Genomic DNA, 18,921 nt, shown 5'->3' with positions numbered 1-18,921 from the left:
CCCGGGTGCCGCTCAAGACCGCCTGTCGGCCGCCAGAAGCGAGTACATCACGTGGTCGCGCCACTCCCCGTTTATCTTCAGATACTCCCGAAGGTAGCCTTCCTGTTGAAAGCCGGCCTTTTCAAGGAGACGGATGCTTCTTGTATTGTCTGGAATACAGGCTGCCTCGATACGGTGCAACTGAAGGCTCGAAAAGATATAGGGTATGGCCAGTTTCAGGGCACCGAACATGTGGCCGTGGCCGGCATGGCGCTCGCCCATCCAGTAGCCGATCATGCAGCATTGCGCCGCCCCACGCCTGATATAGCCGATGGTAAGCCCACCCAGCAGCACCTTTTCCTCCCGCTCGAACATCAAAAGCGGCACGGCCTGGCCCGATGAAAATTCCTGTTCATTTCTGATGACGCGCGCCCGAAACGAGCTCTCGGTCAGCTCGTCTCCCCGCCAGGTTGGCTCCCACGGTTCGAGAAAACGCCGGCTCTCCGAGCGTAGCTGATACCATTGCCGGTAATCCTGGAAACGGGGCAGGCGAAGCAGATGGCGATCGCTGGCAAGCTCGAGGCTCTCGGACTGCCGGGACAGAAACCGAAATACCGACCTTGTCATTCAAACCTCCGCGCACGCCAGCCCTGAGGCACGCCATCGGTTAAGAGTATGACAGCGGGCGGGACGGCGTCAAATGGTGTTGGTGGGGAGAGGGTGGGTGGGCGCTTTGCGGCAGTGAAGCCTACATTGGCAGGAGGTTGCTTTCCGTCAATTTTTTATGCGGATGGCTGCGAAGAACGACGAGGAGGTGTAGATTGGGCTCCGTCAAAACGGAGAATGGCTATGGGTATCGAAATGCTCCCGCAGCTTCGTGGTCGACTAATGGCCACCGGAGGTGGATTTGAGACCTGGCTCCAATACGTCGACGGCTTCGAGCTGCGGCATTTCTGCGGCTTTGAACTGCTGGATGACGAACGCGGAGCGATGTGTCTCGAACAATACCAAAGAAGGCTTGTCGAGGCGGCCGTTGCTCAAGGCTTCGGCGTGATCAACGAGGGTTTGCATTATCGGGCCAGCCGCGACTGGGGCACGCTTATCGGTTATTCACCACGGGCGCTTGAAGATATCAACATCCGAGGGGTTGAATTCTACCGCGAGATCGCCCGCGAATATCACACCGCAGAAACGCCGATGATCGTCGGCGGTGCGATCGGACCGCGAGGAGACGCCTATCAAAGAGGGGAAGTCATCGACGCTGCGTCTGCTGAAGACTATCACTCCGAACAGATACAGACTCTGAAAAAGGCCGGCGCGGATATGATCACGGCAATGACTTTTTCATCGGTCGAGGAGGCAATCGGTATTTCCAGAGCTGCGCGCGCGGCTGACATTCCGATCGTCATCTCATTTTTCGTACAGCGTGGCGGGTTGCTTTCAGGTGGCCATACCATGCAGCAAGCCATTGAAATGGTAGATGCCGCCACCGATGCCGCGCCTGCCTACTACATGATCAATTGCACCCATCCAACGGAATTCGCGCCCGCATTGACGAGGGGAGACTGGGTGAGCCGGCTCGGCGGCTTCATGCCGAATGCTGTTGCCATGGAGGCCCTCGCGCTTTGCAAACTCGGGCATTTGGAGGACGGCGACCCTGAGGAGCTTGGCCATCAAATGGCGCAACTGGCGCAACGATTCCCGCATATCAATGTCTGGGGCGGATGCTGTGGAACCGACGGGCGTCATATTGGCAAGATTGCACACAAGGTCGGCCAAATTCGCTGTCTATGATGGTATCGACAATTCGGATACGGCATGCGACAGCAGCGCGCCGATTTACAAATGATCGATATCGCGTTTACCGGCACCTATCCGGGATGTCAGCCACTAAGCCGCCCCTCAGCTCGCCGCGCGCTCCGGCACCGTTCCGCGCGCCAGCGACCGGCTAATGTCGCCGGCCGAAACCAGGTGCTCCAGCGGGCCGATGGCCGAGATTGTCGGGACCGTGTCGAAGAACAGGCGGCCGGCGAGGTCGGTGAGGCGTTCGATGGTGATGCCTTGCAGGCGTTCCATCAGCTCCTCGTTGGGGATCGGGCGGCCGTAGAGCATCATCTGGCGGGCGATCTGGCCGGCGCGGGCGGCGGGGCTTTCCTGGCCCATCAAAAGCTGGGCGCGGATCTGGGCGCGGGCGCGCTCGATTTCCTGCTGCTCGATGTTTTCAGACGACTTGCGCAGCTCGTCGAAGATGACGGGCATCAGCTCGGGCAGGTTCTCGCCGCCGGTCGCGGCATGGATGCCGAAGATGCCGGTATCGGAAAAGCCCCAGTGGAAGGCGTAGATCGAATAACACAGGCCGCGATGCTCGCGCACTTCCTGGAAGAGGCGCGAGGACATGCCGCCGCCGAGGATGTTGGCGAGGATCTGCGAACAGTAGAAGTCGCGCGCGTGATAGGCCTTGCCCTCGAAGCCGAGCAGCACTTGCGCATCCATCAGGTCGCGCGTCTCGCGAATATCGCCGCCGGTGTAGCGGGCCGGCTCGAAGACCGGCGAGATTTTCGGCGCGGTCGGAAGGGTCGAGAAACGATCCTCGACCTGGCGCACGAATTCCTCGTGATTCACCGCACCGGCCGCGACGACGAACATGCGGTCCGTCGTGTAGTTGCGGTCGAGATAATGGCGGATCTCGCCGGGCGAGAAGGAGAGCACGGAATCCGGCGTGCCCAGAATGGCGCGGCCGATGATCTGGTCGCGATAGGCGACCTCGGAGAACTTGTCGAAGACCACGTCGTCCGGCGTGTCGTTGGCAGCACCGATTTCCTGCAGGATGACGTGCTTTTCGCGGCGAAGCTCTTCCTCGTCGAAGACGGATTCCGTCAGGATATCGGCGAGGATGTCGACGGCGAGCGGGACGTGGTCCTTCAGCACGCGGGCATAATAGGAGGTGGTTTCCGTCGATGTCGCGGCGTTGACCTCGCCGCCGACATTTTCGATTTCCTCGGCGATCTGGCGGGCGGAGCGGCGCTCCGTGCCCTTGAAGGCCATGTGTTCGAGGAGATGGGCGATGCCGTGCTCGTCCGTGGTTTCGTTGCGCGACCCCGACTTGATCCACACGCCGAGAGCGACGCTCTCGAGATGCGGCATGTTTTCGGTCACCACGGTCAACCCGGACGGAAGCCGGGTGCACTCAACTTTCATCATGCGCACTTTCTGCGTTTCTAGCCTCGAACCCGCGTCTGTTTCCCGATGAAGTCTTCCAACCCATCGAGCTCCGCATCGAGGACGTCGAACCGCTCCTCCCTTTGCATGAGGTCAGCAAGCCACGACGGAAGCGCCGGGTCAATACCGCATGCCGATTTTACTGCGGCGGGGAATTTGGCCGGGTGGGCGGTGGCAAGCGTAACCATCGGCGCACCGGGCTTCTCGTGCTTGGCGGCGACGAAGACGCCGATCGCCGAATGCGGATCGAGCAGGTAGCCGGTCTTCTTCAGCGTGTCCTTGATCGTCTGGGCCACCTGCTTTTCCGTCGCGCGGCCAGCCCGGAACTTCTTGCGGATCGTCTTCAGCGCGCCCTCTTCGATCTCGAAGGCATTGGATTGCTTGAGGCTTTCCATCGCGCGGCGCACGGCGCCGGCATCGCGGTCATTGGCCTCGAACAGCAGGCGTTCGAAGTTGGAGGAGATCTGGATGTCCATGGACGGCGAGGTGGTGGCCTTGACGCCCTTCATCTCGTAGCGGCCGGTCTTCAGCGTGCGGGCGAGGATGTCGTTCTCGTTGGTGGCGATGACCAGCTTGTCGATCGGCAGGCCCATGCGCTTGGCGGCATAGCCGGCGAAGATGTCGCCGAAATTGCCGGTCGGCACGGTGAAGGAGATCTTCCGGTCCGGCCCGCCGAGCGCCACGGCGCTGGTGAAGTAGTAGACGATCTGGGCCATGATGCGCGCCCAGTTGATCGAGTTGACGCCGGAGAGCTTGACCCGGTCGCGGAATTTCACGTCGTTGAACATCGCCTTCACGAGGTTCTGGCAATCGTCGAAATTGCCCTTGATGGCGAGCGCGTGCACGTTCTTTTCCTTCGACGTGGTCATCTGGCGCTGCTGCACCGGCGAGACCTTGCCTTCCGGGAAGAGGATGAAGATGTCGGTGCGCTCGCGGCCGGCAAAGGCGTCGATTGCCGCCCCGCCGGTATCGCCCGAGGTGGCACCGACGATGGTGGCGCGTTCGCCGCGAACGGCCAGCGCATGGTCCATCAGGCGGGCGAGAAGCTGCATCGCCACGTCCTTGAAGGCGAGCGTCGTGCCGTGGAAGAGCTCCAGCACGAAGGCATTCGGGCCGGTCTGCACCAGCGGCGCGATCGCCGGATGGCGGAAGGTCGCGTAGGCCTCGTCGATCATCGCGCGGAATTTGTCGGCCGGAATGTCGCCCTCGAGGAAGGGGGAGAGCACGGTGAAGGCGATCTCCTCATAGGATTTTCCGCGCAGCGCCCGGATTTGCTTCTTGGAGAAGGTCGGCCATTCGCGCGGCACATAGAGGCCGCCATCGCGGGCAAGGCCGGCCAGAAGCGCATCGGAGAAACCGAGGGAAGGGGCCTCGCCCCGCGTCGAAACATAATCCACGTCATACGTCCTTGGAATTGTTGGTTATGTCGAGCGATGTCGATCGCAAAAACCTACACTCGCTCCACACCAGCGCTTTTTTGACCCTAACGAAAGGCCACGAATACCGCAGGTCTCTTTGCGGCAGATCGTGGCAATGCCGTTGTTTCCTGCCCGCGGGCGCGGGCTTTTCGAAATTCTGCGGGCGGATTCATTCGACAATCGATTTTTCGCCACGCCGCTGCTATAGACCATCGCCTAGGGCCGTGAAAAGGCCCGCCAGAAGAGTTCCGAAAGGCTTGGACGCCGGGGGCGGGGCCTGATTGCAGGGGTTACAGTAACGTGTTTGGAATGACCATTCGCCGCTTTCTCGGCATCTCCCTTCTCGCCGTCGTTGCCGGTTGCAACCAGACCGACAAGCCCGCCGACATGGGCGTCAACAGCGACCCGTCCGGCGCGCAGACCGCCGCCCAGCAGCAGACGCAGACCGCCATCGTGCAGGGCTCGTGCCCGCAGGTCTACCTGCGTGACGGCACCGCGGTGCTGCGCCGCTACGCCAAGGGCGCCAAGGACGATCCGCAGAACCTGCTCTACCAGGTGACCTTGGCCGACACGACGCGCCGCTGCGTGCTGAACGAAAGCCAGCTCGTGATGACCGTGATGGTGCAGGGCCGCGTGGTCACCGGTCCGGCAAGCTCCGGCGGAACCGTCAACGTGCCGATCCGCGTCGCCGCAAGCGATGGCAGCACGACGCTCTATTCCGAACTCATCCAGTATCCGGTGAACACGGACGCCGGCCAGTTCATCTTCACCAAGGGCGAAGTCGCGATCCCCGGCGGTTCGGGCGGCTTCACCAAGGTCTATGTCGGCTTCGACGAAGGCCCGTACAACACGAAGTGAGCGAATAGGGAGTTGCGAATAGCGAATAGAGGAACAATCCTATTCGCTATTCGCTATTCGCTATTCGCTATTCGCTATTCGCTATTCGCTATTCGCTATTCGCTCAAATAGCTTCCTGCCACTCCGCAAGCGCGGCAATCACGCCCGGCAGCTCGCTCATGCGCGAGATCACGGTCTCGGCGCCGGCTTCGGTCAGGCGGTCGGCATGGGAGGGGTAGGTGTGCGAGGCGCCGGTGAAGCCGACGACGCGCATGCCGGCGGCGCGCGCACCGGCAATGCCGTGCACGGAATCTTCGATCACCAGCGTGTTGGCCGGATCGGCGTCGAACTGCTTTGCGCCGTGCAGGAAGATGTCCGGCTTCGGCTTGACGCGATCGGGACCGAGATCCTTGGCCGAGTAGATATGCGGCGCAAAGACCTCCTTGAGGCCGACCTTCGACAGCATCATGTCGAGGCGGTGAAGGGACGAATTCGAGCAGATGCAATAGGGCTTGCGGATGCGCGACAGCATCAGCTTTACGCCGTCGATAACCTGCACTTCTGCGGCAAGCCGCTCATCGAGCAGCTTTTCCGACTTGTCGAGCAGCGAGGCGGAGAGCGGGATGGATGCCTCGCGCTCGATGGTGAGCAGGATGTTGTGCCAGGTCATGCCGGCAAAACGCTCGCCCATTTCCTCCACGCCGATCGGGTAGCCCGCCTCGGTGAGGAGCCGCGATTCCACTTCCGCCGCGATGATTTCCGAATCGACCAGAACGCCGTCGCAGTCGAAGATGATGAGGTCGAAACCGTCCATGACATGCCGTCTTTCAAGTGGGGGTCAGGAGGGGCACGCAAGCGCCCATGAAGTCGCGGCTTCCCTACACGAAAGGGGCCTCTCGGACAATTGCCGATTAAGCGCACGAGCTATGCGCGCGCCGTGCTCACGGAAACAGCGCCATGAACCTCCGCTCGCCCTCCGCGGTGAAGCGGATGGCGCGGCTGTCCTTCTCGCGCTTCGCCCAGCCATCGGCGATGAAGCGGGCGAGCAGCGCCTCGCCGAGCGAACCTGCCAGATGCGAGCGCCGCTCGCTCCAGTCCAGGCAGGTGCGGCAGACCGGGCGGCGCTGAGCCTTCAGCGCGGCAAGGTCGATGCCGATGGCGGCGATGCGGGTCTCGCCCGATGGCGTCAGCGCGGCGTCGTCGCCATCGAGCGTCACGTCGCCATCGCCCACCAGCCGATCGAGCATGCGCACGCCAAAATCGCCGGCGAGATGGTTGTAGCAGACGCGCGCCTTGCGCAGCGCCGGGTCCTTCGGGCCGGGCCGGGTGCGCATATGGCCGCGGTTTGCGGCAAAACCCATGATGTTTTCGAGCAGGAGGCCGACCGCGTCGTCGGCAAGCGCGAAATAGCGGTGCCGGCCCTGCTTGCGCTGCACGATCAACCCGCCCGCCTCCAGCTTGGAAAGGTGTGAACTGGCGGTCTGCAGGGTGATGCCGGCGACGCCCGCAAGCTCGGTCGCTGTCAACGCCTGCCCGCCCATCAGCGCGGTCAGCATGTTGGCGCGGGCGGGATCGCCGATCAGCGCCCCGATCTGGGAAATGTCCGGTCCTTCTTTCATACTTCGATGATAACCGAAGCATTCGCGTCCGGCAATGTGGGAAAAGGGGTCATCGCAAACAGAAGCAATACCAGCAAAAGTGCGTAAGCGGTTTTGCGTCCGGGATTGCGCCAAACAGGAAGAAATCACGATGATCACCTGCTTCATCCGCTACGAGATCGACCCTTTCAAAAAGGATGCCTTCGCCACCTATGCCCGCAACTGGGGGCAGGCGATCCCGCGCTGCGGGGCAGACCTGATCGGCTATTTCGGCCCGCACGAAGGCTCCGCCACCACGGCGTACGGCGTCTACAACATCGAAAATCTCGCCGCCTACGAGGCCTACCGCGCAAGGCTCACCGCCGATCCGCTCGGCCGGGAAAACTACGACTTCTCCCGCAGCGAGCGCTTCATCCTGAAGGAGGACCGCATCTTCCTGAAAAACGTCTCGCTGCCGCACGCCCCGAGGGTAACGCCATGATCGCCGTCATTTTCGAGGTCGTGCCCGCACCCGGCCGCATCGATCTCTATCTCGACACCGCGCGAGACCTGCGCCCGCTGCTCGACGGCATCGACGGCTTCCTCTCCATCGAGCGCTTCCGCAGCCTCACCGACCCGACCCGGCTGCTCTCGCTCTCCTTCTGGCGCGACGAGGCGGCGGTGAAGGCCTGGCGCAACACGGAGGAACATCGCGCCGCCCAGGCCATGGGCCGCGATGGCGTGCTCGACGCCTACCGACTGCGCATTGCGAGCGTGGTGCGGGATTATGGCCTCAACGACCGGGATGAGGCGCCGGAGGACAGCCGGGCGTTTCATGCGGCGTGACGTGAGGGCATTTTACGTTGTGAAAGCCCCTCATCCCGCTGCCGCGACCTTCTCCCCGCAAGCGGAGAGAAGGGACTGCGCTGCGCCGTTTTCCTATCGATCAAGGCATCGCGCGTTGCCACATCCGCCTTCTCCCCGCTTGCGGGGAGAAGGTGCCGGCAGGCGGATGAGGGGCAGCCCTTATGCTGCTGTTCCCTCTGGGAAAAGCATGCCGATTACTCCACCGTCACTTCCGACCGCTCGCCGGCCTTGATCGTCGTGTTGGCCTCCTTCGGCGCCACATCGCCCTCGTATTTCACCCGCACGACGTAATCGCCGGGCGGCAGCGTGTCCTGCCATTCGGGGCCGTAATTGGTGGAGATGGACTTCTGGTTGCCCTGGATGTCCTTCTTGGCGCTGACGATTTCGATGCTGTAGGCACCGGGGGCGGTGACGGCCAATACGCCGGCATTGATGTTGACGATGACCTCGCTCATCTCGCCCGCCTTCAGGGTAAAGGGGATTTCGCCCGTCGCCGAGCCGAGTTTTGCCGTCAGCACATGTTCGCCGGGGGGAACGTCGATCTTGGTGCCTGTGCCGTAGCTGTTGGCGATGGCTTTGCGCGTACCGTCGATGGCTTTCTTCGCCTCGACCACTTCGAAGAATATGTTGCCCGAATCCACCTCCGGCCCGCCCTCGGCGTAGATGGCCTTGTTGAGCACGATGCCCGAGCCGATGACGAGGTCGCGCTCGACCGTCTCGCCGGCCTTCACCGTGAAGGTCTCCGACACCTTGGCGGGGCCGATGGCGCCATTGAGCGTCACCTCGCCGGCGGAAGCATAGAATTTTGCGGTACCATAATAGGTCGTCGAATAGTCACCGAAGGCGATCTCGACGGCCGCATTCGAATCGGCCTCCGCATCCTGCGGCGTCCGCTTCGGCTTGACCGTCACATAGGCGGCATCGAAATTGATGAAGGGTTTTGCGACCTCGCCGTCCTTCACCTCGAAGGGCACCTGCCGCTTGATCGAGCTTTGCAGCGTCGCGACCGCCACATATTTGCCCGGCGGGTAGTTGCCGGAATATTTGCCCTTGTACTGGCTTTCGATGTAGTCGCCTTCCGGCGCGCCATTCGCATCCGCCTTGTAGATCGTCCAGAAGACGTCGTTGTTGTCGCCGAGCGACGGCCCGCCCTCCGAAAGCACGCTGTCGAGCTCGGTGTTGAACTCGATCGCCGGCACCGGTTCGGGTTCCGGCTCGGCGACCGCCACCTCCTGCGTCGGCTTCGACATCGGCGCATCCGCCACCGTCTCCGTCAGCGCCGCCACGAGCTGTGTGGCATCGGAAGCTTGGAAATACTTGCCGCCGGTGTTTTCAGCGAGGCATGCGACCTGCTTGCCTTCCTCTTCGGTCAGGCCGAAGCCGACGACATGGGTGGTGAAATCTACGCCCTTGCTTTCGAGCGCCGAGGCGAGCGCGCAGGGATCCGCCTCGCAGGTCTCCAGCCCGTCTGTCACCAGCACCACCGTCGCCTTGTCCTCGGTATATTTGAGGATATCGGCCGCCTGCTCGACGGAATGCGAAATCGGCGTCTTGCCCTTGGGATTGAGCCCGGCGACGAAGGCATTGATCGCATCCTCGGTGCCCGCACCCGGCGGTACGGCGAGTTCGATATCGCTGCACGAGCCCTTCTCGCGGTGGCCATAGACCATCAGCCCGAGCTCGGTGCCGACAGGCACGGATTTCAGAACGGTGCCGAGCGTCTCCCGGGCGATGTCGATCTTGGCGCGCCCGCCGATCTGCCCCCACATCGAGCCGGAGGCATCGAGCACGATCATCGTCTTGTCGGCGGCAATCGTCTCGGTGGCGGCAAGAAGCCCCGCCAGAAGCATGAAGACGGCTCTCAATCGCACGTTTATCCTCCTCGACCTTAAAGTAAAACCTGCCCGCCCACGCCGGCAGGGCTCGGCGATGTTGCGTTAGTGACGTGCGGGAAGGGAGGTCTATTCGGTGCCGCTTGAATTCCGCCGACGATCCCGCCACGAAACGAGTTTCGCTTTTTCTTCAATCCTTTCAGCCTTTGGTAACCATCTTCGGTAACCATAAGGGACAGTTCAGTTCCGAGTAAGCGTATCAGCGAGTATCAAATGCCATCTGTTCTTTCGCTTGCAGACGTCTCCCGTTCGCCCCGCCGGAGTGCGTGGCTCGACACGATCATCAAGGGGGACTGCGTCGCAGCGCTCGAGGCGCTTCCGGACCAGTCGGTCGACGTCATCTTCGCCGATCCGCCGTACAACCTCCAGCTCGGTGGCACGCTGCATCGGCCGGACCAGTCGCTGGTCGACGCGGTGGACGACGAGTGGGACCAGTTCGCCTCCTTCGAAGCCTATGATGCCTTCACCCGCGCCTGGCTGCTGGCCTGCCGCCGCGTGCTGAAGCCCGCCGGCACGATCTGGGTCATCGGCTCCTACCACAACATCTTTCGCGTCGGCGCGACCTTGCAGGACCTCAATTTCTGGATCCTCAACGACATCGTCTGGCGCAAGACCAATCCGATGCCGAACTTCAAGGGCCGTCGCTTCCAGAATGCGCATGAGACGATGATCTGGGCGACGCGCGATGCCAAGGCCAAGGGCTATACCTTCAACTACGACGCCATGAAGGCCGCCAACGACGACGTGCAGATGCGCTCCGACTGGCTGTTCCCGATCTGCAACGGCGGCGAACGCCTGAAGGATGCCGACGGCAAGAAGGTGCACCCGACCCAGAAGCCGGAAGCGCTGCTCGCCCGCATCCTGATGGCCTCCTCCAAGCCGGGCGACGTCATCCTCGACCCGTTCTTCGGCTCCGGCACGACAGGCGCAGTGGCAAAACGCCTCGGCCGCCACTTCGTCGGCATCGAGCGCGAACAGGCCTATATCGACGCCGCCCGCGAGCGCATCGATGCGGTCGAGCCGCTCGGTTCCGGCATGCTCTCCGTCATGAGTGGCAAGAAGGCCGAGCCGCGCGTCGCCTTCAACACGCTGATCGAAAGCGGCCTGATCGCGCCCGGCACGGTGCTGACGGATGCGCGCCGCCGCCACAGCGCCATCGTGCGCGCCGATGGCACGCTCGCCTCGGGCAGCGATGCCGGCTCCATCCACCGGGTCGGCGCCAAGGTGCAGGGGCTCGACGCCTGCAACGGCTGGACCTTCTGGCACTATGCCGACGGTGCCGAACTGAAGCCGATCGATGCCCTGCGCGCCGTGGTGCGCAGCGGCATGGCCGGCCTCGAATAAACAATACCCGAACCTAAAACGTGGTTCTCCAGCTGCGGCCTCCGGTGTTCCCTGCACCGGGGGCTGTGGCTTTTGAAGGCGCCGCGCGCCGCAAAAACCCAAACTTTCCACTTCGAGCATTCAGTTGATCTTAACCATCAGGCGCTTAGGGTAGTTTGGCAAATACATCAGGCCAAGCAACGGAAATCGTTGTGGAAAGCTGAGACCGATCAACCGGTCAGGCAGGCAGGATATCGCTTTTCCGGTTTTAGTACCTTCAGTCCCGGAAATGCGAAAACGCCCGGAGCCGCAAGGCTCCGGGCGTTTCGGTTTCAGAGGGATCGAACACCGCTCAAAGCAGGATGCCGTGCGCGGCAAGGTCACTCTTCAGCTTTTCCGGATCGGTGAACTGCACGGCATGCCAGCCGGCGGCGCGGGCACCCACCACGTTTGGCCCGCTGTCGTCGATGAACAGCGTGTGGGCGGGCGACAGGTCGAAATCCTTCGTATGCTTCTCGTAGATCGCGAGGTCCGGCTTGATGAGGCCGATCTCGCCGGAAACGGTCACGCCGCGCGGCATGTCGAGGAAGGGGAAGAGCTTGCGCGCTTCCTTGAAGGTGTCAGGGGCGAAATTGGTGAGCATGGTCACGTCGCGGCCCTCCGCGATGAGGGCCTCCATGATCGCGACACTCTCCACATAGGCGTGCGAGACCATCTCGTGCCAATATTTGCGGAAGGCGCGGATCTCGTCGATGCGCTCGGGATGTTCGGCGATCAGCAGGGCTTCCGCCTCCGCCCAGTCGCGCCCGCGGTCCTGCTCCAGGTTCCAGTCATGGGTGCAGACATTGGCGAAGAACCAGTTGCGTTCGGCATCGTCCGGAATGAGGCGGGTGAAGGGAATATGGGGATCGTAATGGATCAGCACCCGGCCGATGTCGAAGACGATGTGTCGGATTTCGATGCTGCTCATGTTTTCCTCGTGTGTATAGGCGAGTAGCGAATAGGGAGTAGTTGCCAGAAGGACGTTCGCGAGCACTTGTTCCTCTTCGCTACTCCCTATTCGCTACTCGCCCGAAAGCATCCGGTATCGCTTGCTTTATTGCCTTCTTCATGACGGTCGGCAGCGCCTCGCCGTCAAGCGTCTCCTTCGGCTGCCACCACCCTTCGCCGGTCCGCACCGCGCCGGATACCATGGAACGGTAGATGGAGAGGCGCAACTCGAAATGCGTGAAGACATGGGTGACGGTGCCGCAGGCCTGCCAGTCGGCCGGGAAGGGGGCAGCGGCAAGGCCGGTCTCGCCGTCGATGCGGGCGGTCCAGGCGCTGCCCGGCACTTCCGTCATGCCGCCGAGCAGGCCGCTGTCGATGCGCTTGCGCAGGAAGACGGCGCCCGTCTGGTCCTCGGCGACAAAAGCCGCGCCGACGCGCACCGGCTTCTCCTTCTTGGCGGCCTTGCGCGGAAAAAGCTCCGGGTCCTCGCGGCCGAGCACGCGACAATGCGCATTCACCGGACAGAGCGCGCAGGCCGGCCGGCGCGGCGTGCAGATCGTGGCACCTAGATCCATCATCGCCTGGGCGAAGTCGCCCGGCCGATGTTGGGGCGTCATCGTCGCGACCAGCGCCCGCATCTCGGGTTTCGCCGCGGGAAGCGGCGTCTCGATGGCATGCAGGCGCGAGATGACGCGCTCGACATTGCCGTCGAGCACGGCACTTTGCCGGTTGAAGGCGATGGCGGCGATGGCGGCGGCGGTATAGTCGCCGATGCCGGGCAACGCCTTCAGCCCGTCCTCGCTATCGGGAAACACGCCGCCATGTTCGAAAGCGACGGCCTCGGCGCATTTCTTCAGATTGCGGGCGCGCGCGTAATAACCGAGCCCCGCCCAGGACTTCATGACGTCCTCGTTGTCGGCCTTCGCGAGATCGGTGACGGTCGGCCAGCGGGTGGTGAAGAGCGCGAAATAGGATTTGACCGCCTGCACCGTCGTCTGCTGCAGCATGACCTCGGAAAGCCAGATCCTGTACGGGTCCGGCGTCACGCCGCGCGCGGCCATCGGCGGGCTCACGCGCCAGGGCAGGTCGCGGTGGTGCCGGTCGTACCAGTCGAGAATGAGGTCGGCGGGCGCCGCGGTCCGGTGGGCCTGGGTCATGATTTGCCTGAACGGGGTCGGAGCGCCTATAACTGGCGGAGCGGTCGGCGATCTTCAAGGTGCTTCGCCGGCAAGACAGGAATATTTTCCCGATCGGGGTAGTCAACGTGAACACCAGCAAGGCGCCCTGGCGCGGCCCGCAAAGCGGCTACAAGAGCGGCCAGCGACGCGGCATAGTCCAGATCAGCGAAGTGGCGAATGCGCTCATCGACCCCGTGCTCGCCAAGCGCGCCGGGCTGAATACGATGCTGCTCGGCTCCTGGGACGAGATCGCCGGCGCGCAATTTGCCGATTGCACGCGGCCCGAGCGTATCACCTGGCCGCGCCGCGCCTCCGAAATGACGGGCGAGGGCGGTGGCCACCAGCCGGGCGTGCTGACGATTGCCTGCGAGGGTGCGCGGGCTCTCTTCCTCAGCCACCAGCAGGGCGAGATCATCCAGCGCATCAACGGCTTCTTCGGCTTTCCGGCGATCAGCCAGGTGCGCATCGTGCAGAAACCGGTGACGCCGCTGTCGCGCGGCCGGCCGAAGCCGCGCCCCTTGACGGGGGAGGCGGCCCGCCATCTCGACGACCTCGTCGACGGCATCGAGGGGGACGCGCTGAAGGCGGCGCTGAAGCGGCTCGGCACGGCGGTGCTCGGCGGCCGCGCGAAGACGCGCTAAAGCGCAATCCGACCGGAGTGAAACGAGGATCGATAAGATTGCGCTTCAAAAAAAGGATAGAGCGCCGATCTGATCCAGTCAGATCGAACTGCGCTCGAAAGCGTCGCGTAAGACCATCGAACGGTCACAATTCTTTGAAGTTACTTGCCTTAACACCGCTTGTTCCCGCCCCAAAGCAGGTATAACGGGAGTGCCGAGAGCAATTCCGGTTTCCGACCGCCATTGCGTCGATGGACCAAAGAATTCCATATCCCTTCCGACAGGAGAGACCATGTCCCTTTCCGAAATGAGCCTGATGAAGCGCCTCTTCTCCGGCGTCGCTGTTGCCGCGCTCGCCGTGACGCTCGTCGCGTGCAGCGACGAGAAGAAGGAGACCGCAAAGGCTCCCGAAACCAGCCAGACGACGACCGAGGAAAGCGCAAGCTCGACGCCGGCCACGTCCACCGGCACGACGACGGAAACCGCGACGACCCCGACCACTACCACGACGACAACCACCACCGAGACTGCGCAGACCCCTGCCACCGAGACCAAGACGGCGGAAGTTCCCTCCGCCGAAGGCGACGTGGACATGGCGGAAGTGCTGAAGGCCGGCGCGCTGCCGGAAATGGCGCTCGGCGAGGCCAATGCCCCCGTCACCATCGTCGAATACATGTCGACGACCTGCCCGCACTGCGCGGCCTTCCACAACAACACCTTCGACGCGATCAAGGCGAAGTATGTCGACAGCGGCAAGGTTCGTTTCATCGTGCGCGAGTTCCCGTTCGATCCGCGCGCTGCCGCAGCCTTCATGCTGGCGCGCTGCAAGCCGGCGACGCCCGCAGAACTGACGGATGCCTCGCAGTATTTCCCGATGATCTCCATGCTGATGAAACAGCAGGAAACCTGGGCTGCGGCGCAGGATGGCCGCGAAGCGCTGCTCCAGATGTCGAAACTCGCCGGTTTTACACAGGAGAGCTTCCAGGCCTGCTTGACGAACCAGAAGCTTCTGGATGATGTGAACTCGGTACGCGAGCGCGGTGCCAAGGAATTCGGCGTCGCGGCGACACCGACCTTCCTCATCAATGGCAAGCGTTATTCCGGAGACATGTCGGTTGACTCTATGTCGGCCCTCATCGACAGCATGCTCTGATCCTTCGGCCGGATTTCAAGCGGGCGACGGCGGAAGCCGCTCGCCCGCTTTTTACGTTGTGGGTTGGGTGAGCGTATGAGGTTCACCAAGCTCCGCCTGCTCGGCTTCAAGTCCTTCGTCGAACCCACCGAATTCATCATCGAGCGCGGCCTCACCGGCGTCGTCGGCCCGAACGGCTGCGGCAAGTCGAACCTTGTCGAGGCGCTGCGCTGGGTGATGGGGGAGAATTCCTACAAGAACATGCGCGCGTCCGGCATGGACGACGTCATCTTCTCCGGCTCCGGACACCGCCCCGCGAGAAACACCGCCGAAGTCGGCCTCTATCTCGACAATGCCGACCGCACCGCGCCAGCCGCCTTCAACGACCAGGACGAGATCCAGGTCACCCGCCGTATCGAGCGCGAAAACGGTTCGATCTACCGCATCAACGGCAAGGAAGCGCGCGCCAAGGATGTGCAGCTGCTCTTTGCCGACGCCTCCACCGGCGCCCGCTCGCCGTCCATGGTCGGGCAAGGCCGCATCGGCGAGCTGATCCAGGCGAAACCGCAGGCCCGCCGCCAGCTTCTCGAAGAAGCCGCGGGCATTTCCGGACTGCATTCGCGCCGCCACGAGGCGGAACTGCGCCTGCGCGCCGCCGAAACCAATCTCGAACGGCTCGATGATGTGACCTCGCAGCTCGAAAGCCAGATCGAGAGCCTGAAGCGCCAGTCGCGCCAGGCGAACCGCTTCAAGGCGCTCTCCGCCGATATCCGCCGCCACGAGGCAATGCTGCTGCACATTCGCTGGGTGCAGGCGAAGGAGGCGGAAGGCGAGGCGGAAAGCCAGCTCAACCAGGCGACCTCGCTCGTCGCCGAACGCGCGAACGCGCAGATGCAGGCCGCCAAGGAACAGGCCGTCGCCAGCCTGAAGCTGCCGGAACTGCGCGAGAACGAAGCGAAACTCGCCGCCGTGCTGCAACGCCTGCAGATCGCCCGCGCGCAGCTCGAAGAGGATTCCGCCCGGCTGCTGCGCCGCCGCGACGAACTCACCCGCCGCCTCGCGCAGCTTGCCGAGGATATCGTGCGCGAAGAGCGCATGGTGGCCGACAATGCCGCCGTGCTGGAGCGGCTGGTCGCGGAGGAGGAGGAAATCGGCGAGATCCTCGCCGAGGCCGACGAGCGCGCCGAGGCCGCCCGCGAAACCATGGACGAGGCGGCCGCGAAGCTCACGGAAAGCGAAGAGGCACTTGCCGCCGTCACGGCGGAGCGCGCGGAAGCGTCCGCCATGCGCAACCAGCTCGAAAAGGCGATCCGCGACCTGTCCGAACGCCACCTGCGGCTCGGCCAGCAGCTCGAAGCGCAGGCTCGCGAGCTTGAGGAGATGGACGCCCGCATTGCGGCCCTTCCCGATCCGGAAGAGCGCCGCGCCGACGTTCAGGCCGCCGAGGAGGCGCTGGAAGCGGCCGGCGAGATGCTTGCCGCCGTGGAAGAGGCGCTGGAAGAGGCGCGTTTTGCCGAATCCGCGCTGCGCGCCCCCGTCGATACGGCCCGCGCGCGATTGGCCGGCATCGAGACGGAAGCCCGCACCATCCGGCGCATGCTGGAGGCCGGTGCCGGCGACGGCTCCTTTGCGCCTGTCGTCGAGGATGTGCATGTCGATCGAGGCTATGAGACCGCGCTCGGTGCAGCCCTCGGCGACGATCTCGAATCGCCGACGGACGTTTCGGCGCCCGCCCATTGGCGGCTGTCGGGCAACACCTCTGACGATCCGCATCTGCCGAGCGGTGTCACCGCGCTGACCGCACACGTCCGTGCGCCAAAAGTGCTGCACCGGCGGCTCGCGCAGATCGGCGTCGTCGCAAACGTCGACGAGGCGCTGTCCCTCCTTCCGCATCTGCGCACCGGTCAGCGCCTGATCACCCGCGAGGGCGCCGTCTTCCGCTGGGACGGCCATGTCACCGGCGCCGATGCGCCAAGTGCCGCCGCCCTGCGTCTCGAACAAAAGAACCGCCTCGCCGAACTCGAAGCCGAACTGGAAGACGCCCGCGCGGCCCTTGCCGATGCGCAAGCCGATCTCACCCGCGCCGGGGAAACGATCCGCGCCGAAACGCAGCGCCAGCAGGCGGCGCGCGAGGCGCAGCGCAATGCCGGCCGCATGCTCGCCGAGGCCCGCGACGCGCTGGAAGCGGCCGAACGCGCCGCCGGCGACCTCATCCGCCGCCGCGCCGTGCTCTCCGAAACGAGGGCGCAGATCGAAGCGCAGGCGGAAGAGGCCGCGGAATTCCTGGAAGACACCCGCGGCGCACTGGAAGACGCACCCGACCTCGGCGATCTGGAATTGCGCCTGCGCACCCACACGATGGACGTTGCGACCGACCGCGCGGCACTTGCCGAGGTCCGCGCCGCCCATGACGGCCTCGCCCGCGAAATGGCCGACCGCCGCCGCCGGCTGATGGCGATCTCCGCCGAGCGCGAGACGTGGAAAAGCCGCGCCGCCAATGCGGAAAACCACATCGCAACGCTGCGTGACCGCGAGGCGGAGGCGCGCGACGAGATGGAGAGCCTCGCTGAGGCGCCGGATGAGATCGAGGAAAAGCGCCGCGAACTCTTGACCGGCCTCACCAATGCCGAGGCCGCCCGCCGCGAGGCCGCCGACGCGCTTCAGGAGGCGGAAAACCGCCAGCGCGAGGCCGACCGCGTGGCTGTCACCGCGCTCTCGCAGCTCGCCGAATCGCGCGAAACCCGCGGCCGTGCGGAAGAACGCCTCGTCTCGGCCCGCGAACGCCGCGTCGAGGGCGAGGCCCGCATCCGCGAGGCGCTGTCCTGCGCGCCGCATGAAGCCTACAAGCTCACTGGCCATCCGCCCGGCTCGCCGCTGCCGGACCCGCGCGAGCGCGAGCGGGAGCTCGACCGCCTGCGGATCGAGCGCGAGCGGCTTGGCGCCGTCAACCTGCGCGCCGAGGAAGAGCAGAAGGAGTTGACGGATAAGCTCGATGCCCTCGTCGCCGAGCGCGAGGATATTATCGAGGCGATCCGCAAGCTGCGCTCCGCCATCCAGAGCCTCAACCGCGAAGGCCGCGAGCGCCTGCTTGCCGCCTTCGACGTGGTCAACGTGCAGTTCCAGCGCCTCTTCACCCACCTCTTCGGCGGCGGCACGGCGGAACTGCAACTGATCGAGAGCGACGACCCGCTCGATGCCGGCCTCGAAATCCTCGCCCGCCCACCGGGCAAGAAGCCGCAGACCATGACGCTGCTCTCCGGAGGCGAGCAGGCGCTGACCGCCATGGCGCTGATCTTCGCCGTCTTCCTCACCAATCCGGCACCGATCTGCGTGCTGGACGAGGTGGACGCCCCGCTCGACGACCACAATGTGGAACGCTACTGCAACCTGATGGACGAGATGGCGGCCTCCACCGAGACCCGCTTCATCATCATCACCCACAACCCCATCACCATGGCCCGCATGAACCGCCTCTTCGGCGTCACCATGGCCGAACAGGGCGTCTCGCAACTGGTCTCGGTGGACTTGCAGACGGCCGAGCAGCTTCGCGAGGCTTCCTGATACATTCAGGAACAAACGCTGCCCCCGTGCGTTTATGAGAGCCTGCGAACATTCGCGGGCAATCTGTGAAATCGGGGACCAAACGTGAATAGAAACGCACTTTACATGATCATCGGCGCCCTCATCGTCGTGGTGGCCGGCTTTTCCTACTATGCCTATCAGGAAGAAAAGAAGCCTGATGGCGTCGAGATCAAGGTAGACGAGCAGGGGCTTTCCATCGAAGGAAACTGAGCCGTCGATCGCATCGACCGCAAGCCGTGTTCCGCCGGGAGCACGGCTTTTTTGTATCTCGCTCTCATAATGTTGCAGTGCCGTCGCAATTTTGATG

The 18,921-nt window shown here is 63.7% G+C and carries 17 protein-coding genes; 9 read left to right on the top strand and 8 right to left on the bottom strand.

The window, feature by feature from the left end; genetic code table 11:
- Positions 1–12: 12 nt before the first annotated feature.
- A complete protein-coding gene (locus AC1Q6Z_RS21245) occupies positions 13–606 on the bottom strand; it encodes a GNAT family N-acetyltransferase (protein ID WP_492649180.1) in 594 nt (197 codons plus the stop codon).
- Positions 607–828: 222 nt separating this feature from the next.
- Here AC1Q6Z_RS21245 and AC1Q6Z_RS21240 point away from each other — a divergent pair, with 222 nt between their 5' ends.
- On the top strand, positions 829–1,773 hold the full coding sequence (locus AC1Q6Z_RS21240; RefSeq protein WP_492649179.1) for a homocysteine S-methyltransferase family protein: 945 nt from the start codon (positions 829–831) through the stop codon (positions 1,771–1,773).
- A gap of 108 nt (positions 1,774–1,881) precedes the next feature.
- On the opposite strand, the gene AC1Q6Z_RS21235 is transcribed toward AC1Q6Z_RS21240, so the two are convergent.
- Together AC1Q6Z_RS21235 and thrC are read right to left on the bottom strand one after the other, a co-directional pair.
- Positions 1,882–3,180, bottom strand: a complete 1,299-nt coding sequence (locus AC1Q6Z_RS21235) for a M16 family metallopeptidase (protein ID WP_492649178.1) — start codon at positions 3,178–3,180, stop codon at positions 1,882–1,884.
- Positions 3,181–3,197: 17 nt separating this feature from the next.
- Positions 3,198–4,595 carry a threonine synthase gene (gene thrC, locus AC1Q6Z_RS21230; protein WP_492649177.1) on the bottom strand — a complete coding sequence of 466 codons (1,398 nt, stop codon included), beginning with the start codon at positions 4,593–4,595 and terminating at the stop codon, positions 3,198–3,200.
- Between the two features lie 321 nt (positions 4,596–4,916).
- Between thrC and AC1Q6Z_RS21225 the strand changes: the two genes are divergently transcribed.
- Positions 4,917–5,474 carry a hypothetical protein gene (locus tag AC1Q6Z_RS21225; protein WP_439655510.1) on the top strand — a complete coding sequence of 186 codons (558 nt, stop codon included), beginning with the start codon at positions 4,917–4,919 and terminating at the stop codon, positions 5,472–5,474.
- Positions 5,475–5,577: 103 nt separating this feature from the next.
- On the opposite strand, the gene AC1Q6Z_RS21220 is transcribed toward AC1Q6Z_RS21225, so the two are convergent.
- Positions 5,578–6,267, bottom strand: a complete 690-nt coding sequence (locus AC1Q6Z_RS21220) for an HAD family hydrolase (RefSeq protein WP_256118636.1) — start codon at positions 6,265–6,267, stop codon at positions 5,578–5,580.
- Between the two features lie 127 nt (positions 6,268–6,394).
- The gene (locus tag AC1Q6Z_RS21215; RefSeq protein WP_492649176.1) at positions 6,395–7,072 is read right to left on the bottom strand and encodes an ArsR/SmtB family transcription factor; all 678 of its coding nucleotides are present in this window, start codon (positions 7,070–7,072) and stop codon (positions 6,395–6,397) included.
- A 130-nt stretch (positions 7,073–7,202) separates the two neighbouring features.
- Here AC1Q6Z_RS21215 and AC1Q6Z_RS21210 point away from each other — a divergent pair, with 130 nt between their 5' ends.
- Together AC1Q6Z_RS21210 and AC1Q6Z_RS21205 are read left to right on the top strand one after the other, a co-directional pair.
- Complete coding sequence (locus tag AC1Q6Z_RS21210; RefSeq protein WP_492649175.1) at positions 7,203–7,532, top strand: NIPSNAP family protein; 330 nt, start codon at positions 7,203–7,205, stop codon at positions 7,530–7,532.
- On the top strand, positions 7,529–7,876 hold the full coding sequence (locus tag AC1Q6Z_RS21205; protein WP_492649174.1) for an antibiotic biosynthesis monooxygenase family protein: 348 nt from the start codon (positions 7,529–7,531) through the stop codon (positions 7,874–7,876). The genes AC1Q6Z_RS21210 and AC1Q6Z_RS21205 overlap by 4 nt, the downstream gene beginning before the upstream one ends.
- 215 nt (positions 7,877–8,091) lie before the next feature.
- Here AC1Q6Z_RS21205 and AC1Q6Z_RS21200 read toward each other — a convergent pair whose 3' ends face one another.
- Positions 8,092–9,768, bottom strand: a complete 1,677-nt coding sequence (locus AC1Q6Z_RS21200; protein ID WP_492649173.1) for a vWA domain-containing protein — start codon at positions 9,766–9,768, stop codon at positions 8,092–8,094.
- Between the two features lie 234 nt (positions 9,769–10,002).
- Here AC1Q6Z_RS21200 and AC1Q6Z_RS21195 point away from each other — a divergent pair, with 234 nt between their 5' ends.
- Positions 10,003–11,133, top strand: coding sequence for a site-specific DNA-methyltransferase (locus tag AC1Q6Z_RS21195; protein ID WP_492649172.1), 1,131 nt, complete (start codon positions 10,003–10,005; stop codon positions 11,131–11,133).
- Between the two features lie 331 nt (positions 11,134–11,464).
- Here AC1Q6Z_RS21195 and AC1Q6Z_RS21190 read toward each other — a convergent pair whose 3' ends face one another.
- Together AC1Q6Z_RS21190 and mutY are read right to left on the bottom strand one after the other, a co-directional pair.
- Entirely contained in the window at positions 11,465–12,082 is a 618-nt protein-coding gene (locus AC1Q6Z_RS21190) for an HAD family hydrolase (protein WP_439616638.1), read from the bottom strand.
- A 79-nt stretch (positions 12,083–12,161) separates the two neighbouring features.
- A complete protein-coding gene (gene mutY, locus AC1Q6Z_RS21185; RefSeq protein WP_492649171.1) occupies positions 12,162–13,259 on the bottom strand; it encodes an A/G-specific adenine glycosylase in 1,098 nt (365 codons plus the stop codon).
- Positions 13,260–13,366: 107 nt separating this feature from the next.
- On the opposite strand from mutY, the gene AC1Q6Z_RS21180 reads away from it, so the two are divergent.
- The 4 genes from AC1Q6Z_RS21180 to AC1Q6Z_RS21165 all read left to right on the top strand — a co-directional run bounded on the left by AC1Q6Z_RS21180 (position 13,367) and on the right by AC1Q6Z_RS21165 (position 18,824).
- The gene (locus tag AC1Q6Z_RS21180) at positions 13,367–13,921 is read left to right on the top strand and encodes a DUF721 domain-containing protein (protein WP_256118646.1); all 555 of its coding nucleotides are present in this window, start codon (positions 13,367–13,369) and stop codon (positions 13,919–13,921) included.
- A gap of 271 nt (positions 13,922–14,192) precedes the next feature.
- Positions 14,193–15,053 carry a DsbA family protein gene (locus AC1Q6Z_RS21175; RefSeq protein WP_492649170.1) on the top strand — a complete coding sequence of 287 codons (861 nt, stop codon included), beginning with the start codon at positions 14,193–14,195 and terminating at the stop codon, positions 15,051–15,053.
- 75 nt (positions 15,054–15,128) lie between these two features.
- Positions 15,129–18,593, top strand: a complete 3,465-nt coding sequence (gene smc, locus AC1Q6Z_RS21170) for a chromosome segregation protein SMC (RefSeq protein WP_492649169.1) — start codon at positions 15,129–15,131, stop codon at positions 18,591–18,593.
- 84 nt (positions 18,594–18,677) lie between these two features.
- Positions 18,678–18,824 (top strand): hypothetical protein, encoded by a 147-nt coding sequence (locus tag AC1Q6Z_RS21165; RefSeq protein WP_492649168.1) that lies wholly within the window; start codon positions 18,678–18,680, stop codon positions 18,822–18,824.
- Positions 18,825–18,921: the final 97 nt, after the last annotated feature.

It is taken from the genome of Shinella sp. GW835-FHT14H05 (genome assembly GCF_058793575.1).
The sequence above is the reverse complement of the archived record's forward strand: the minus strand, read 5'-3'. Positions and strand labels throughout refer to the sequence as shown.

Coding starts and splice junctions, on each gene's coding strand:
- AC1Q6Z_RS21245 (WP_492649180.1), bottom strand. CDS start 606: ATGACAAGGTCGGTATTTCGGTTTCTGTCCCGGCAGTCCGAGAGCCTC.
- AC1Q6Z_RS21240 (WP_492649179.1), top strand. CDS start 829: ATGGGTATCGAAATGCTCCCGCAGCTTCGTGGTCGACTAATGGCCACC.
- AC1Q6Z_RS21235 (WP_492649178.1), bottom strand. CDS start 3,180: ATGATGAAAGTTGAGTGCACCCGGCTTCCGTCCGGGTTGACCGTGGTG.
- AC1Q6Z_RS21220 (WP_256118636.1), bottom strand. CDS start 6,267: ATGGACGGTTTCGACCTCATCATCTTCGACTGCGACGGCGTTCTGGTC.
- AC1Q6Z_RS21215 (WP_492649176.1), bottom strand. CDS start 7,072: ATGAAAGAAGGACCGGACATTTCCCAGATCGGGGCGCTGATCGGCGAT.
- AC1Q6Z_RS21210 (WP_492649175.1), top strand. CDS start 7,203: ATGATCACCTGCTTCATCCGCTACGAGATCGACCCTTTCAAAAAGGAT.
- AC1Q6Z_RS21205 (WP_492649174.1), top strand. CDS start 7,529: ATGATCGCCGTCATTTTCGAGGTCGTGCCCGCACCCGGCCGCATCGAT.
- AC1Q6Z_RS21195 (WP_492649172.1), top strand. CDS start 10,003: ATGCCATCTGTTCTTTCGCTTGCAGACGTCTCCCGTTCGCCCCGCCGG.
- AC1Q6Z_RS21190 (WP_439616638.1), bottom strand. CDS start 12,082: ATGAGCAGCATCGAAATCCGACACATCGTCTTCGACATCGGCCGGGTG.
- mutY (WP_492649171.1), bottom strand. CDS start 13,259: ATGACCCAGGCCCACCGGACCGCGGCGCCCGCCGACCTCATTCTCGAC.
- AC1Q6Z_RS21175 (WP_492649170.1), top strand. CDS start 14,193: ATGTCCCTTTCCGAAATGAGCCTGATGAAGCGCCTCTTCTCCGGCGTC.
- smc (WP_492649169.1), top strand. CDS start 15,129: ATGAGGTTCACCAAGCTCCGCCTGCTCGGCTTCAAGTCCTTCGTCGAA.